The sequence below is a fragment of the Caulobacter sp. GW821-FHT11A05 genome (genome assembly GCF_058809015.1).
Map to the genome: position 1 here is coordinate 33,529 of NZ_JBXASF010000001.1, position 13,363 is coordinate 46,891.

Sequence of the window (13,363 nt, forward strand, 5' to 3'; positions counted from 1 at the left end):
CGGCGTTTGTGCTTTAGGGGGCGACCATGGACGCACCCGCACCCGCCGCAGGCCCCCCTGGCCGGACCGGCGACCTCACCGAGGGGCCGATCGCCCGCACCCTGGCGGTCTTCGCCCTGCCGGTGCTGGGCACCAGCGTGCTGCAGTCGCTGAACGCCTCGATCAATGCCGTCTGGGTCGGCCGTTTCCTCGGCGAGGCGGCCCTGGCGGCGACCTCCAACGCCAACCTGGTGCTGTTCCTGCTGCTCGGCACGGTGTTCGGGGTCGGCATGGCGGCGACCATCGTCGTCGGCCAGGCCATGGGCCGCCGCGACCTGACCCTGGCCAAGCGGGCTGTCGGCTCCAGCGTCGCCTTCTTCACCCTGATCTCGGTGCTGTTCGCCATCGGCGGCTGGTTCGGGACCGACGCCATCCTGGCCGCCATGGGCACGCCGGACGACGCCGTGCCGCTGGCCGGCGCCTATCTGCGGGTCATCTTCCTGGCCCTGCCGCTGATGAACTTCGCGACCCTGCTGATGACCCTGTTGCGCGGGGCGGGGGACAGCCGCACGCCCTTCCTGTTCAGCATCCTCGCCGTGGCGCTCGACCTGGGCTTCAACCCGGTGCTGATCCTGGGCCTGGGCCCCTTCCCGGAGATGGGCATCGCCGGCGCCGCCATGGCCACCCTGATCAGCCAGGCGGTCAGCCTGGTCGCCCTTCTCGTCCTGCTCTACGCCCGCAAACATCCCCTGCGCCTCGTCGGCCCCGACTTGGCCTATCTCAAGCCCGACCCGATGCTGATCCGCACCCTGGTGGCCAAGGGCCTGCCGATGGGGCTGCAGATGATCGTCATCTCGGCCGCCGCCCTGGTGACCATGAGCCTGGTCAACAGTTTCGGTTCCCGCACCGCCGCCGCCTACGGCGTCGCCGCCCAGCTGTGGACCTATGTGCAGATGCCCTCGATGGCGGTCGGGGCGGCGGTGTCCTCGATGGCGGCCCAGAACATCGGGGCCGGCCGCTGGGACCGGGTGGCGCGCATCACCCGCTCCGGCATCGTCTTCAACATCCTGTTCACCGGCGTCATGGTGGCGGTGCTCTACGTCGTCGGCGGGGCGGTGATGAGCCTGTTCCTGCCGACCGACAGCGCCGCGGTGGCCATCGCCGTCCACATCAACCAGCTGGTGGTCTGGACCTTCATCCCCTTCGGCGTGACCATCATCCTGTTCGCCACCGTGCGGGCCAACGGCGACGTCTGGCCGCCGCTGGTCATCTTCAGCCTCTCGCTTATCGGGGTGCGGGTGCCGTTCGCCTATGGCCTGGTCGGGGTCTGGGGGCCGGACGCGGTGTGGTGGAGTTTCCCGTTCGGGGCCGCCGTCGCCCTGGCCCTGTCGATCGCCTACTACCGCACCGGCCGCTGGAGGAAGGCCCATATGCTGGCCGACGATCGCCCGGCCGGCGGCGAACCGCCGGATACCGGCCAGGGCCTGCCGCGCGAGCGGGCCCAGATCTACGAAGGCATGGAGCCCGTCAGTCTTTCGCCGCCGCCTCCCGGGGCGCCTGAGGAGCCGGAATCGCCAGGCTCACCGCCAGACCCGAAGGCTCCCACACCGGAGACAGTCTAGCCGCCATCTGCCGCGACAGTTGGGTCATCAGCCGGGTGCCGAAGCCGGGCTTCTGGGGCGCGGTCACCGGCGGCCCGCCGGTCTCCCGCCAGCTCAGGTCGATGGCCCGGTCCTCGCCCTGCGTCCAGGTAATGGCCACCCGGCCCTCCGGCGTCGACAGGCCGCCGTACTTGGCGGCGTTGGTGGCCAGTTCGTGGATCAGCATGCTCAGCGGCTGGGTCTGCTCGGGACTCAGGCGCACGGCCGGCCCCTGCAGGCTATAGCGGTCGGGCCCGCTCAGCGCCGCCATCGCCTCGTCGACCAGCTCCTGCAGCGGCGCCCCCTCCCAGCGCCGGTCGGCCAGCGCTCCCTGGGCCCGGGCCAGCGCATTGACCCGCCCGAACACCGCCTCCTTGTAGCTCTCCAGGTCCGGCCCCTCGGTCAGCCGCACGATGGCCTGGACCACGGCCAGGGCGTTGCGGCTGCGGTGGTCGACCTCACGGGCCAGCAGCTCCCGCGCCTGTTCGGCCCGGCGCCGCTCGGTGATATCGTGCAGCGACACGCCGATGCCGCCGTCGATCATCGGGGTGATGCGGATCTCCACCCAACGGTCCGGCCGCCAGCGGGACGGGCTCTCGAACGCCGCCCCCTTGCGGCCGTCCATGGCCCGTTTGCAGACCGTCTCGAACGGCGTGCCGATGCCCTGCGGGAAGACCTCCCACATGTTCTTGCCCAGCACCTGGTCGCGGGTGACCCCGAAGTACTGCTCGGCGGCGCCGTTGAAGATGACGTAGGTCCACTCCGGGCTGACCGCGTAGAAGGCGTCGGAGATCGACTCCAGAACGGCCTCGAGACGCAGGTCTGGGGGGAGGGTGGACAGGGGTACGCTCGCGGGTTGGGAGAAGACTGCAACCTATCCGGCTTGTCGCGGCCCGTCATCGCTCTTCTGTTTGACAGTCGTGCAGGACAGCAGGCGATGCAGCTGGCTGCCTTTGATCGGGGTGCGGCGTACAACCGCTTTCGCACCGATCGGGCAGGTCTGCATGAGCGGCGTGGACAGGTTCAGCCGCTGCCCGTCGGCCAGCTCGACGACAACGTCGGCCTGGTTGTGGACCCTCGGATCAGCCGGCGGGATCAGGAAGATCACCCGACCGGTCACGCGCTCGTCGGGGCCGGTCGCCGCCGGCCGCAGCAGGACGATTCCAAGGAACAGCAGGCCGAGGACCGAGAGAGCGATGGGAACGCCGAGCGACGCCGCGTTCTCGCGCAGCCAGTCCTGCAAGAATGCGATCCGCTGCCGCCAGGTCATGCGCGCAGCCGATACCCCGTCTTGAAGATCCACCAGATCGCCACCAGGCACAGCGCCATGAACCCCAGGGTCGCGGCGATGCTCACCCCGACCCCGACGTCCGACACCCCGTAGAAGCTCCAGCGGAAGCCGCTGACCAGGTAGACCACCGGGTTGAACAGGGTGATCTTCTGCCAGACCTCCGGCAGCATGCTGATCGAGTAGAAGCTGCCGCCCAGGAAGGTCAGCGGCGTCACCACCAGCATGGGCACGATCTGCAGCTTCTCGAAGCCGTCGGCCCAGATGCCGATGACAAAGCCGAACAGGCTGAAGGTAATGGCGGTCAGCACCAGGAAGCCGATCATCAGGACCGGGTGCTGGATCTCGTAGGGCACGAAGAAGCGCGCCGTGATCAGGATGATCAGCCCGAGCAGGATCGACTTGCTGGCCGCCGCCCCGACATAGCCGCAGACCACCTCCAGCCAGCTGATCGGGGCCGACAGCACCTCATAGATGGTGCCGCTCCATTTGGGCATGTAGATGCCGAAGCTGGCGTTGGAGATGCTCTCGGTCAGCAGGCTGAGCATCAACAGGCCGGGGATGATGTAGGCCCCGTAGGGCACCCCGTCGATCTGGCCCATGCGTCCGCCGATCGCCGAGCCGAAAACCACGAAATAGAGGCTGGTCGACAGCACCGGGCTGGCGATCGACTGCATTAGGGTCCGGAAGGTCCGATGCATCTCGAACAGGTAGATGGCGCGGATGGCGTGGATGTTCATTGGCCGCTCCGCGCGTCGCTGTGGACCAGGGAGACGAAGATCTCCTCCAGGCTCGATTGGTGGGTCTTGAGGTCCTTGAAGTCGATGCCGAGGCTGCTGAGACGCCGGATCAGGGCGGCGATGCCGGTCTCATCGGCCTGGGCGTCGAAGGTGTAGACCAGGTCCTGGCCGTCGGCGCTGAGCTCCAGCGGCTCGCCGGCCAGCTCGGTCGGCAGGGCGGTCAGCGGCGTCTGCAGATGCAGGGTCAGCTGCTTCTTGCCCAGCTTGCGCATCAGCTGCGCCTTCTCCTCGACCAGGATGATCCTGCCCTTGCTGATCACCCCGATGCGGTCGGCCATCTCCTCGGCCTCCTCGATGTAGTGGGTGGTCAGGATGATGGTGACGCCCGTCTCCCGCAGGCCCCGGACCATCTCCCACATGTCGCGGCGCAGCTCGACATCGACCCCGGCCGTGGGTTCGTCGAGGAACAGGATGCGCGGCTCGTGGCTGAGGGCCTTGGCGATCATCACCCGGCGCTTCATGCCGCCGCTGAGGGTCATGATCTTGTCGTTGCGCTTGTCCCAGAGGCTGAGGTCGCGAAGGATCTTCTCGATGTAGGCGTTGTTCGGCGCCTTGCCGAACAGGCCGCGGCTGAACTTCACCGTGTCGATGACCGCCTCGAAGGCGTCGGTCGAGAGTTCCTGCGGCACCAGCCCGATCTTGGTGCGGGCGGCGCGGTAGTCCTTGGATATGTCGTGGCCGTCGGCGATCACCACGCCTTCGGTCGCATTGACGATGCCGCAGATGATGCTGATCAGCGTGGTCTTGCCCGCCCCGTTGGGGCCGAGCAGGGCGAAGATCTCGCCCGGCTTGATGTCAAGGTTGACCTCGCTCAGGGCCGCGTGGCCCGTGGCGTAACGCTTGTTGAGGTTGCTGATCTGGATAATCGGCTGGGCGGAATCGGACTGCACGGGGCCCCCGGGGCGATTGAAGCTTGCAGGTAGGGTGGCCGGTGGCGTTTAGCCACCCTTCTCCACCGATCATTCCCGCGTAGGCGGGAATCCATGCATAGGCCAGTCCGGTCCCAGGACTGGCAGCAGTCGCGCCGGCCACAGCTCGCGCATGGATTCCCGCCTTCGCGGGAATGATCGGGTTGTCTGGGTGAACCGCGATAACTAAACTATCGTTTGAACGAGGCCCGCAAAGCGGCCCCGACCGCCAGAACCCTCAGGGAGCTAGCCATGCGCGACTACTCGAAATTCTACATCGACGGCAAATGGGTGGATCCGGTGACGCCGAAGTCGCTGGACGTCATCAACCCGGCCAATGAAGAGGTCGCCGGCAAGATCTCGATGGGCTCGGAAGCCGACGTCGACCTGGCGGTGAAGGCCGCCCAGAAGGCCTTCGAGACCTACAGCCAGACGACCCGCGAGGAGCGCATCGAGCTGCTCGAGCGGATCATCGTCGAGTACCAGAAGCGCTACGAGGACATGGCCAAGGCCATCACCGAGGAAATGGGCGCCCCGTCCTGGCTGGCGCAACGCGCCCAGGCGGCCATGGGCATCGGCCATCTGCAGACCGCCGTCGCCGTGCTGAAGGACTACAAGTTCGAGGAAGACCGCGGCACCACCCGCCTGGTGAAAGAGCCGATCGGCGTCTGCGGCTTCATCACCCCGTGGAACTGGCCGGTCAACCAGATCGCCTGCAAGGTCGCCCCGGCCCTGGCGACGGGCTGCACCATGGTGCTGAAGCCCTCGGAAGTGGCCCCGTTCAGCGGCTACATCTGGACCGAGATCCTGCACGCCGCCGGCGTTCCGGCCGGCGTCTACAACATGGTCAATGGCGACGGCCCGACCGTCGGCGCCGCCATCTCCAGCCATCCGGGCGTCGACATGGTGTCGTTCACCGGCTCGACCCGCGCCGGCATCGAGGTGGCCAAGAACGCCGCCCCGACCGTCAAGCGCGTGCACCAGGAACTGGGCGGCAAGAGCCCCAACATCATCCTGGAGGACGCTGATTTCGCGAAAGCCGTGGCCGGCGGCGTCGGCTCGGTGATGATGAACTCGGGCCAGAGCTGCAACGCGCCGACCCGCATGCTGGTGCCGGCCGCGAAGATGGACGAGGTCATCGCCATCGCCAAGGCGACCGCCGAAGCCCACACCGTCGGCGACCCCAACGGCAACTCCAAGATGGGCCCGGTCGTCTCCGAGGTGCAGTGGAAGAAGATCCAGACCCTGATCCAGAAGGGCATCGACGAGGGCGCCACCCTGGTGTCGGGCGGCGTCGGCCTGCCGGACGGCCTGGACAAGGGCTACTACGTAAAGCCCACCGTCTTCGCCAACGTCACCAATGAGATGTCGATCGCCAAGGAAGAGATCTTCGGCCCGGTCGTGTCGATCCTCGGCTACGACAGCGTCGATGAGGCGGTTCGCGTTGGCAACGACACCGAATACGGCCTGGCCGCCTACATCTCCGGCACCGACCCGGCGAAGATCAAGGCCGTGGCGTCGAAGCTGCGCGCTGGCCAGGTCAACATCAACGGCGCCGCGCCGGACATGATGGCCCCCTTCGGCGGCTACAAGATGAGCGGCAACGGCCGCGAATGGGGCGACCACGCGTTTGGTGAGTTCCTCGAGACCAAGGCCGTGCTGGGCTATTCGACGCCGGTGGCGGCCGAGTAGGGCTCGCGCCTTTGAAGCGATTGGGGCCGTCCGGAGCAATCCGGGCGGCCTTTTTTCTGTTCCTCCCCCATCGGGGGAGGGGGACCATTGCGCAGCAATGGTGGAGGGGGTCACCGCCCAAGTCGGCGGGTAAACCTGCTGAAGCCGAACCGCCGGTGGGGACCCCCTCCACCACGCGCTGCGCGCGCGGTCCCCCTCCCCCGAAAGGGGGAGGAACTATGGCCCTCGACAGCCACCACGACCCCGGACGAAGATGCCGCCAACGCGCCCGCCAGAGGCGCACACCTGAGGAAACCCATGACGACCCTGACCAACGTCGCCGACATCCCGCGCATCCAGGCGGCCGAGCGCCCCGACGCCGTCGCCCTGTGGTTCGAGGGCCGCGAGACCACCTTCGCCCAGTGGAACGAGGCCTCCAACCGCTGCGCCCAGGCGCTGCTGGCCCAGGGCCTCAAGCCCGGCGACCGGGTCGGCGTGCTGGCCAAGAACAGCGACGACTTCTTCGCCCTCTGGCTGGGCTGCATCAAGGCGCGGGTCTGCCTGGCCCCGGTCAACTGGCGCCTGGCCCCGCCGGAAATCGCCTTCATCCTGAAAGATGCCAACGCCAAGCTGCTGATCGTCGGCCAGGACTTCGCCGGCGTCGTCGACATGATCGCCTCCGACATCCCCAGCGTCCGCGGCCTGGTGCAGTTCGAGCCCGGCCACCCGCGCTGGCCGGCCTTCCGCGACTGGATCGGCGGCCACTATCCGGACGACCCCAGGCTCACCCCGCGCGACGACGATGACGTCATCCAGCTCTACACCAGCGGCACCACCGGCCTGCCCAAGGGCGTGCAGCTGACCCAGGCCAACTATCTGGCCCTGTTCGACACGGCCCTGACCGCCGGCTGGGCGAAATACGACGCCGGCAAGACCAATCTCGTCCTCATGCCGCTGTTCCACGTTGCCGGCGTCAACTGCGGCCTGCTCGGCCTGCTGCAGGGGGTGCGTGAGATCATCCTGCGCGAGGTCAATCCGGCCGAAATCGTCAAGCTGATCCCCGAGCAGCGGGTGGCCTACGCCTTCCTCGCCCCGACCATCATCAACATGCTGCTGCAGACGCCCGGTATCGACGAGGCCGACTTTTCCTACCTGGAGCGCATCTTCTACGGCGCCTCGCCGATCTCCGAGGCGGTGCTGCGGAAGGCCCAGGCCATGTTCGGCTGCGACTTCCACCAGCTCTACGGCCTGACCGAAACCATCGGCGGCGCCACCCATCTGTCGGCCGCCGACCACGCCCCCGATCGCGACAAGCTGCGCAGTTGCGGCAAGCCCTGGCCGGGTTTCGAGGTGCAGGTGATCAAGCCCGACGGCTCCATCGGCGGCGTCGGCGAAGTGGGCGAGGTGCAGATCCGCGCCAAGGGGGTGATGAAGGGCTATTGGAACCGCCCGGACGCCACCAGGGACGCCATCTGTCCGCAGGGCTGGTTCAAGTCCGGCGACGCCGGCTACTTCGACGCCGAGGGCTACCTCTACATCCACGACCGGGTGAAGGACATGATCGTCACCGGCGGCGAGAACGTCTATCCGGCCGAGGTCGAGAACGCCCTGTTCAGCCACCCGGCCATCGCCGACGCCGCCGTCATCGGCGTCCCCGACGACCGCTGGGGCGAGGCTGTGAAGGGCATCGTGGTCCTCAAAGCCGGCCAGACCGCCACCGCCGAAGACCTCATCGCCCACTGCCGGGGCCTGATCGCCGGCTACAAATGCCCCAAGTCCATCGACGTCATCGACACCCTGCCCCGCAACCCCTCCGGCAAGGTCCTACGCCGCGAACTGCGCGCGCCGTTCTGGGAGGGCCGGGAGCGGATGGTGGGATGAGCATAATGCAGGTTGCTCCCCCTCTCGGGGGAGCTGGCAGCGGCGAAGCCGCTGACTGAGGGGGTCACCGCGAACGGTGGCTTTGCCCACAGGCCTCTCGACCGCCGGTGGGGACCCCCTCCGTCAGTCGCTGCGCGACTGCCACCTCCCCCGAGAGGGGGAGGAACTGTTTTGCTGACGCCACGACAACCGTGGTCCTGTGCGGAAAACGAGGAAACGCCCATGCCTGACTTCCGCATCATCGACACCAACGGCATCAAGCTGCGCGCCGCCGTGCAGGGCTCCGGCCCGCTGGTGGTCATGGTCCATGGCTTTCCGGAGAGCTGGTACAGCTGGCGCCACCAGATCGGCCCGATCGCGCAGGCCGGCTTCACCGCCTGCGCCATCGACGTGCGCGGCTATGGCGGTTCCGACAAGCCGAAAGAGGTCGCCGACTATAGCCTGGAGAACATCACCGCCGACGTCGCCGGCGTCATCGAGGCCCTGTCGGACGACGGCACGGGCGTCCTCATCGGCCACGACTGGGGGGCGCCAATCGTCTGGAACACGGCGCTCACCCGTCCTGACCGCGTCACCGCCGTCGCCGGCCTGTCGGTGCCCTACACCGGGGTGCCGGCCTTCAACTTCCTCGACGCCATCAAGGTCGCCTTCACCGACAAGGGCCGCTTCTTCTACCAGGTCTACTTCCAGGACGTCGGCGTCGCCGAGGTCGAGCTGGAGGCCGACCCCCGCGCTGGCCTGCGGAAATTCTACTACGCCATCAGCGGCGACGCTCCCGACGGAACCTGGCCGGCCGACAAGCCGCATGGCGCCAGCCTGCTCGACCGCCTGCCCGACCCGGACCCCTTCCCGGCCTGGCTGACCGAGGCCGACATCGACTATTTCACCGCCGAGTTCGAGCGTTCCGGCTTCTTCGGTCCCCTCTGCCGCTACCGAAACTGGGGCCGTGACTTCGACTGGCTGCAGGGCTTCAAGGACCGCAAGATCGAGCAGCCGTCGCTGTTCATCGGTGGCTCCCGCGACCTGGTGCTGAAAATGCTGCCGGGCGTCGATCCGATCGCCCTCATGAAGCCGCACCTGCCCGGCCTGCGCGGCGCCACCGTGCTCGAAGGCTGCGGCCACTGGACCCAGCAGGAGCAGCCCGAGGCGGTGACCCGGCTGCTGGTCGATTGGCTGAAGGGCCGCTGACGCCCCCTTGATTTTTACAATTGTACGATCACTATGGGCCGCAGCAACGGGAGCGCGGCAATGGACGGTGCGTCGAAACGGACCCTGGCGGTCCTGCTCAGCCTGACGGCGACGGTCGGCGTCATCGCCGCCCCGGCCTTCCTGTCGCCGCGCCCGGCCCAGGCCGGCGCGACCATGGCGGCCTTCCGGTCGGACAAGGACCTGGCCGCCTTCCTGGTCGAGCAGAAGAAGGCCGAGGAGGCCCTCTACGAGGACGAGAAGCTCGACTCGGCGATGACCTTCTCCGAAGACGCCGGTCCGGCCGACGCCGCAGCGGCGCCCGCCGCCGACGCCCCCGCCAGCCCGGCCAAAGTCTCCGGCAACGGCGAGGCCCTGGCCGCCCCGCAGCAGCCGGCGGACAAGATCACCAACACCCAGGAAGCCGACATCGACGAGGGCGGCATCGTCAAGGCCAGGGGCGACCTGCTGATCATCCTGCGTCGGGGCCGGCTGTTCACCGTCTCGACGGCCGGCGGCGGCATGCGCCCGGTCGGCCGTATCGACGCCTTCCCGCCCGGCGCCGAGCCCGACGCCTGGTACGACGAGATGCTGGTGGCCGGCGACCGCATCGCCGTGGTCGGCTACAGCTACGCGCGCGGCGGAACCGAGATCAACCGCTTCCGCCTGTCGCCGGACGGGCAGCTCAGCTTCATCGCTTCCCACGCCCTGCATTCGTCCGACTACTATTCGAGCCGCAACTACGCCTCGCGCCTGGTCGGCAATAGGCTGATCTTCTATTCGGCCATGTCGGCCGGCAGGGGCGGGAACGACCCGCTGGCCGCCCTGCCGGCCCTGCGCCAATGGACGCCGGGCGCCAAACAGGGCGAGTTCCGCCGCATCGCCTCCGGCCGTCGGGTCTACGCCCCGCCGCAGGTGCGGGCCTCCAAGGCCGCCGCCAGCATGGTCCATAGCATCACCACCTGCGACCTCGCCGCCGAGCGGTTCGACTGCCAGGCGACGGCCGTGCTGGGCCCGCCGGCCCGGACCTTCTATGTCGCCAAGGGCGGGGTCTATCTCTGGGTCCACGACGAGGGCTGGAACCGGCGTAAGACGGGACCGGACATGCTCTACCGCATGCCGCTCGACGGCGGCGCGCCCTCGGCGATCGAGGTCTCCGGCGCCCCCATCGACCAGTTCTCCTTCCGCGAGGCGGCCGACGGCCGGCTGCTGCATGTCCTCGTCGCCCGCGACGGCGATGGCGACGCCATGTGGAACGTCGAGCAGGGCGGCAAGCCCCGCGCCGTCGCCCTGCTGAGTCTGCCGCTGGACCGGCTCGACGATGGCCACGCCGTCGCCGCACCGCAGCTCTACCGCACCCTGCCGAGTCCCGGGGCCGGCTGGGCCCTGCACAGTCGCTTCGTCGGCGATCACATGCTCTACGGCATGGGCGCCGACTGGGAGGCGCGCGAGGACGACAAGGGCTTGCTTCTGGCCGCGCCGCTCGACGGCGGGCCGGTGGTCCCCGTCACCCTGCCGCACAGCGTCGACCGCATCGAGATCATGGGTCCCAACGCCGTCGTCGTCGGCAGCGGCGCCGACGCCGTCTGGTTCTCGACCATCCGCCTGCGTGACCGCGTCGGAGCCGGCGACCGCTATCGCCTCGGCGGCGCCGCCGAGGCCGAGAGCCGCAGCCACGGCTTCTTCTACCGACCCGACAACGCCGATGGCACGGCTGGGGTGCTGGGCCTGCCCATCGCCCGGGCGGCCCGGCCGGCCTTCCACCAGCTGTTCGAGACCTCGGCCGCCATGCTGTTCCTGCGCCGGGCGGACGAGCGGTTCCAGCCGCTGGGCCAGCTGGCGGCCAGCGACGAGGGCATCGCCGATGACGGCTGCCTGGCCTCCTGCGTCGACTGGTACGGCAACGCCCGGCCGATCTTCCTGCGCGGCCGGGTGTTCGCCCTGCTCGGCTACGAGCTGGTCGAGGGCGATGTGCGGGGCCCGGCGATCCGCGAGATCGGCCGCCTCAGCTTTGCGCCGCCGCCGGCGCCCGCCAGGCGCTGAACGGTCGTTTGACTCCCCTAGCGGCAGGCATAGTCTTCAAGGGAACAACGATAACAAACACCTTGAGGAAACCGCCCATGACCCCCGCCGATGGCGTGGCGGCTCCGGCCGTCTTGTCGAGCATTCCGTTCAAGGATCTGCCGATGAAGGGGCCGGACGTCTCGGTCGAGCGCCGCCCCGACGGCTCGATCCTGATCCGCTCCAACCATGCCCCGGGCGAGGGCCCGCGCTCCATCGCCCATCTCCTCAAGGAGAAGGCGCAGAAACACCCCGACCGCCCGTGGATGAAGCAGCGCGAGCCCGGCCACGGCCCCTGGCGGACCCTGACCTACGGCGAGGCCCTTCGACAGGCCGAGGGCATCGCCCAGTGGCTGCTGGACGCCGGCCTGACGGCCGAGGACTCGGTGATGGTGCTGTCCTCCAACAGCCTGGAGCACGCCCTGATCAAGGTCGGCTGCTACACCGCCGGGGTGCCGGTCTCGCCGATCAGCCCTGCCTACAGCCTGATCTCCACCGACCACGCCAAGCTCAAACATTGCGTGGCGGTGGTGAAGCCCAAGGTGGTCTTCGCCCAGTCCGGCGAGATGTACGGCCGCGCCCTGGAGACCCTCAAAGGCCTCGGCCAGGACCTCACCTTCGTCACCACCGACGGAACGGGGGAGGGGGCTATCCCGCTGTCGGTGCTGACCGACACGACGGTCGGCCCCGCCGTCGAGGCGGCGCGCGAGAGCCTGGGCCACGACACCGTCGCCAAATACCTGTTCACCTCCGGCTCGACCGGCATGCCCAAGGCGGCGCCGCAGACCTTCGGCATGATGGCCGGGGTCATCGCCGGCCAGGACGGCCTGCGCACCGAGGACCCCGATCCGGACATCGTCCCCGAGAGCCTGGAATGGATGCCCTGGAGCCACATCAGCGCCGGTAACATCAGCTTCAACGGCGCCCTCTGGGCCGGCGGCACCGTCTACCTCGACGAGGGCAAGCCGCTGCCGGGCATGTTCGAGACGACGATTCTGAACCTCTACGAGGTCTCGCCGGTCGTCTTCGGCTCGGCCCCCATCGCCTTCGGCATGCTGGCCGACGCCATGGAGAAGGACCCGGTGCTGCGCAAGTCGTTCTTCAAGAACATGCGCTACATGGGCTACGGCGGCGCGACGCTCAGCAACGACGTCAACGAGCGACTGCAGGCCCTGGCCATCGCCGAGACCGGCCAGCGCATGCCGCTGACCACCATGTACGGCGCCACAGAGACGCAGGGCATCACCGTCACCCACTGGGCCACCGAACAGGTCGGGCTGGTCGGCCTGCCGCTGCCGGGCATCACCATCAAGCTGGTGCCCAACGGCTCCAAGCTGGAGGTCCGGGTCAAGGGCCCGACCGTCACCAAGGGCTACCTCGGCGACCCCGAGAAGACCGCCGCCGCCTTCGACGAGGAGGGCTTCTACAAGCTCGGCGACGCCGCCAAATTCCTGGACGAGAACGACCCGGCCCAGGGCCTGGTCTTTGACGGTCGCGTCACCGAGGACTTCAAGCTCGACAGCGGCACCTGGGTGTCGGTCGGCACCCTGCGGCCCGAGATCGTCGGCGCCTGCAGCCCCTGGATCCTCGACGCCGTCGTCGCCGGCCAGGACAAGCCGTTCATCGCCGTGCTGGTCTGGCCCTCGATGGCCGGCATGCAGGCGCTGATGGCCGACGAGGGGCCGGGCACGCCGATCGAGAAGCTGACGGTGATCCTCACGGAGAAGCTCAAGGCCTTCAACGCCGCCGCCGGCGGTCTGTCCCGCCGCGTCGGCCGCTTCACGATCATGACCGAGCCACCGTCCATCGACGCCGGCGAGATCACCGACAAGGGCTATGTGAACCAGCGCGCCACGCTGGACCGTCGCGCCGCCCTTGTCTCCGCGCTTTATGGAGATGGTTCGACGCCCGGCGTCGTGTCGCTCTAGCTTTCCCTTCTCCCGCTCGTCG

The 13,363-nt window shown here is 68.5% G+C and carries 10 protein-coding genes; 6 read left to right on the forward strand and 4 right to left on the reverse strand.

Going from position 1 to position 13,363, the window contains the following annotated elements; translation table 11 throughout:
• Window positions 1–26: 26 nt before the first annotated feature.
• Window positions 27–1,601, forward strand: coding sequence for an MATE family efflux transporter (locus tag AC1RSK_RS00195; RefSeq protein ID WP_492904419.1), 1,575 nt, complete (start codon window positions 27–29; stop codon window positions 1,599–1,601).
• Here the strand turns inward: AC1RSK_RS00195 and AC1RSK_RS00200 are convergent.
• Genes AC1RSK_RS00200 through AC1RSK_RS00215 form a run of 4 tightly spaced genes read right to left on the reverse strand, consistent with a single transcriptional unit; the run spans window position 1,507 to window position 4,597 of the window.
• A complete protein-coding gene (locus AC1RSK_RS00200; RefSeq protein ID WP_492905379.1) occupies window positions 1,507–2,460 on the reverse strand; it encodes a sensor histidine kinase in 954 nt (317 codons plus the stop codon). The two genes, AC1RSK_RS00195 and AC1RSK_RS00200, sit on opposite strands and share 95 nt — an antisense overlap.
• A 33-nt stretch (window positions 2,461–2,493) precedes the next feature.
• Window positions 2,494–2,862, reverse strand: coding sequence for a hypothetical protein (locus AC1RSK_RS00205; protein ID WP_492904421.1), 369 nt, complete (start codon window positions 2,860–2,862; stop codon window positions 2,494–2,496).
• A gap of 23 nt (window positions 2,863–2,885) precedes the next feature.
• Window positions 2,886–3,647: an ABC transporter permease gene (locus tag AC1RSK_RS00210; protein ID WP_492904423.1), complete on the reverse strand. Its 762-nt coding sequence runs from the start codon at window positions 3,645–3,647 to the stop codon at window positions 2,886–2,888.
• Complete coding sequence (locus tag AC1RSK_RS00215) at window positions 3,644–4,597, reverse strand: ABC transporter ATP-binding protein (RefSeq protein WP_492904425.1); 954 nt, start codon at window positions 4,595–4,597, stop codon at window positions 3,644–3,646. Before AC1RSK_RS00215 ends, AC1RSK_RS00210 begins: the two co-directional genes overlap by 4 nt.
• 270 nt (window positions 4,598–4,867) lie before the next feature.
• Between AC1RSK_RS00215 and AC1RSK_RS00220 the strand changes: the two genes are divergently transcribed.
• The 5 genes from AC1RSK_RS00220 (at window position 4,868) to AC1RSK_RS00240 (ending at window position 13,341) form a co-directional block, all read left to right on the forward strand.
• The gene (locus AC1RSK_RS00220; protein ID WP_492904427.1) at window positions 4,868–6,307 is read left to right on the forward strand and encodes an aldehyde dehydrogenase family protein; all 1,440 of its coding nucleotides are present in this window, start codon (window positions 4,868–4,870) and stop codon (window positions 6,305–6,307) included.
• Window positions 6,308–6,604: 297 nt separating this feature from the next.
• Window positions 6,605–8,167, forward strand: coding sequence for a long-chain-fatty-acid--CoA ligase (locus tag AC1RSK_RS00225; RefSeq protein ID WP_492904429.1), 1,563 nt, complete (start codon window positions 6,605–6,607; stop codon window positions 8,165–8,167).
• A gap of 222 nt (window positions 8,168–8,389) precedes the next feature.
• The gene (locus AC1RSK_RS00230; RefSeq protein ID WP_492904431.1) at window positions 8,390–9,355 is read left to right on the forward strand and encodes an alpha/beta fold hydrolase; all 966 of its coding nucleotides are present in this window, start codon (window positions 8,390–8,392) and stop codon (window positions 9,353–9,355) included.
• A 60-nt stretch (window positions 9,356–9,415) separates the two neighbouring features.
• On the forward strand, window positions 9,416–11,395 hold the full coding sequence (locus AC1RSK_RS00235; RefSeq protein ID WP_492904433.1) for a beta-propeller domain-containing protein: 1,980 nt from the start codon (window positions 9,416–9,418) through the stop codon (window positions 11,393–11,395).
• 77 nt (window positions 11,396–11,472) lie between these two features.
• On the forward strand, window positions 11,473–13,341 hold the full coding sequence (locus AC1RSK_RS00240; RefSeq protein WP_492904435.1) for an AMP-binding protein: 1,869 nt from the start codon (window positions 11,473–11,475) through the stop codon (window positions 13,339–13,341).
• The last annotated feature ends 22 nt before the right edge of the window (window positions 13,342–13,363 follow it).

Coding starts and splice junctions, on each gene's coding strand:
- AC1RSK_RS00210 (WP_492904423.1), bottom strand. CDS start 3,647: ATGAACATCCACGCCATCCGCGCCATCTACCTGTTCGAGATGCATCGG.
- AC1RSK_RS00235 (WP_492904433.1), top strand. CDS start 9,416: ATGGACGGTGCGTCGAAACGGACCCTGGCGGTCCTGCTCAGCCTGACG.
- AC1RSK_RS00230 (WP_492904431.1), top strand. CDS start 8,390: ATGCCTGACTTCCGCATCATCGACACCAACGGCATCAAGCTGCGCGCC.
- AC1RSK_RS00225 (WP_492904429.1), top strand. CDS start 6,605: ATGACGACCCTGACCAACGTCGCCGACATCCCGCGCATCCAGGCGGCC.
- AC1RSK_RS00195 (WP_492904419.1), top strand. CDS start 27: ATGGACGCACCCGCACCCGCCGCAGGCCCCCCTGGCCGGACCGGCGAC.
- AC1RSK_RS00240 (WP_492904435.1), top strand. CDS start 11,473: ATGACCCCCGCCGATGGCGTGGCGGCTCCGGCCGTCTTGTCGAGCATT.
- AC1RSK_RS00220 (WP_492904427.1), top strand. CDS start 4,868: ATGCGCGACTACTCGAAATTCTACATCGACGGCAAATGGGTGGATCCG.